The sequence below is a fragment of the Bradyrhizobium sp. genome, assembly GCF_019244115.1.
Lineage (GTDB): Bacteria > Pseudomonadota > Alphaproteobacteria > Rhizobiales > Xanthobacteraceae > Bradyrhizobium.
In genome coordinates, this window is record NZ_JAFATE010000690.1 from 1 (window position 1) to 2,317 (window position 2,317).

At 64.8% G+C, this 2,317-nt stretch carries 2 protein-coding genes; both read right to left on the reverse strand.

Annotated features, from left to right (window positions below; all coding sequences use genetic code 11):
- Positions 1 to 199: 199 nt before the first annotated feature.
- Entirely contained in the window at positions 200 to 1,279 is a 1,080-nt protein-coding gene (locus JOZ76_RS29925; protein WP_291704874.1) for a D-TA family PLP-dependent enzyme, read from the reverse strand.
- A 3-nt stretch (positions 1,280 to 1,282) separates the two neighbouring features.
- Positions 1,283 to 2,317 (reverse strand): ATP-binding cassette domain-containing protein (locus JOZ76_RS29930; protein ID WP_291704875.1); only part of this gene is annotated, 1,035 nt, incomplete at its 5' end.

Sequence of the window (2,317 nt, forward strand, 5' to 3'; positions counted from 1 at the left end):
GTGGTTATCTGCTGCAAGCCAGCTTTGCGACCGGAGCGGCGGCGGGACAGGGCGCGCTGAAGTGGCTGCATCAATCGTAGGGTGGTTAGCCGAAGGCGTAACCCACCATCGCGCCTTGCGGAAAGAATGGTGGGCTTCGCTTCCGCCTTCGCTTGTTGGCGCTTCGGCGGACAAGTCGCTTTACCCACCTACAAGCTGGTCAGCGCAGCTTGCCGCGCGCTGCGACCGGCAGCACGCCCAAAATCTCATCGCCGCGCACCATAACCACTTCGTCCATCATGTTGACGACGACGCAGACGTGATTGGGCACGATGCGCACGACATCGCCGACCTTTGGCCGCGTGTTGCTGCGGGTGAGATCGAGAAAGCCGTGTTCCTCGGCAAAGCGCGCGATCTTTGCCTCGGGATGCTCGAGGATCAGGCCATGGCCATCGAGTCCACCGGTATCCGACGTCAGCGTTTTCGAGCCGGCGTCGAGGATGCCGCGCTCGGGCGCGGCGCGGCTCACGACAGTCGAATAGATCGTCAGCGCGCAATTATCCAGCGTCGCGACGCCGGCGGCGACCTGCATACGGTCGTTGTAGATATAGGTCCCCGGCCGATGTTCGGTGGCGCCCTTCAGCTTGCCGAGATTCTTCAGGTTGGGCGACCCGCCGGTCGACACCATCGCGGCGTCGAGTCCGTGTTCGCGCACGCCGGCCAGCGCCTCATCATAGAATTTCTGCGCCTCTCCCCAGCCCGTCTCGGTCGGATAGAGCATGAAGCCGGCAAAGCGCAGCGCTTTTGACGCCGCGATCTGGCGCGCCAGCGCGATTGCCTCGGCCGGCGTCTCGACGCCGGCGCGCTTGCGTCCCGTATCGCATTCGACCACGACCGACAGCGTGCGGCCCGAGATCGCAGCCGCCTGCGGCAGGCCCTCGATCACGGTCGCATTGTCGGCGGCGACCGTCACCTCTGCCTTGCCCTGCAGGGCGCCGAGCCGCGCCATCTTCTCCTCGCCGATCAGATTGTAGCTGATCAGGATATTGTCGATGCCGGCCTCCGCCATCACCTCGGCTTCGCCGATCTTCTGGCAGGTGATGCCCTGCGCGCCGGCTGTGATCTGCATCTGCGCGAGAACAGGACTCTTGTGCGTCTTGATATGCGGGCGGTTGGCGACGCCGGCCGCATCGCAGGTCGCCTGCACCCGCGCGATGTTGCGTTCGACCCGGTCCATGTCGATCACGGCGCAGGGGGTGCCGTATTCCCGGGCGATTTTTGCGGCAAGCGGCGTGGTCATTGGTCAGGCCCTCTCAATCTCTTCACGAAGCACTTCGAGCTCGAGCCAGCGGTCTTCCGCGGCCGTCAGTTCCTGTTGCGCAACCGCAATCGCCTGCGATGCCGCATCGAACGCCTTGCGATCTCTGCGGTAGAGATCGGGATCGTCAAGCAGGCGCTGCTGCCTGGCGATTTCGGTTTGCAGGGCTGCGATTGTCTTCGGCAGCGTCTCCAGCGCGTGTTTTTCGTTGAACGAGAGCCTGCGGTTCGGCGTGCTGGCCGGGACCTGAATCTTCGGTTCCGGCTTCGGTTCAGCCGCAACGGCCTTCACCGGCTCGCGCTTCAGGTCGGCGCCGCGCTGCGCCAGCATGTCGCTGTAGCCGCCGGCATATTCGATCCAGCGGCCGGCTCCGTCAGGCGCGATCACCGAGGTCACGACGCGGTCGAGAAAGTCGCGGTCGTGGCTGATCAGGATCACCGTGCCCTCGTAGTCGCCGAGCATCTCCTCCAGCACGTCGAGCGTTTCGAGATCGAGATCGTTGGTCGGCTCGTCCAGCACCAGCAGGTTGGACGGCTTTGCCAGCGCGCGCGCCAGCATCAGCCGGCCGCGCTCGCCGCCGGAGAGCGCTTCGAGCGGCGTCCGCATCTGCTCCTGCGCGAACAGAAAATCCTTCATGTAGCTGACGACATGCTTTGCCTTGCCGCCAACCATGACATGGTCGCCGCGCCCGCCGGTCAGCGCTTCCGACAGAGTCGATTTGGGATCGAGGCTTTCGCGATGCTGGTCGAGCGTCGCCATCTCCAGATTGACGCCGAGCCGGACCGTGCCGCCGTCGGGTGCATCGGCGCCGCTCAACAGGTTGACCAGCGTGGTCTTGCCCGCGCCGTTCGGCCCGATGATACCGACGCGATCACCGCGCTGGATGCGGATTGAAAAGCCGTCGACGATGGTGCGATCGCCAAAAGCTTTCGAAACGTTCTTGGCCTCGATGACCAGCCGGCCGGATTTGTCGGCTTCCGCCGCGGTGAGGTTCGCAGCCCCCGCGCTGCCGCGATAATT

What these genes read in the sequence shown, in the direction of transcription:
- JOZ76_RS29925 (WP_291704874.1), bottom strand. Translation starts at nt 1,279, where the DNA reads ATGACCACGCCGCTTGCCGCAAAAATCGCCCGGGAATACGGCACCCCC.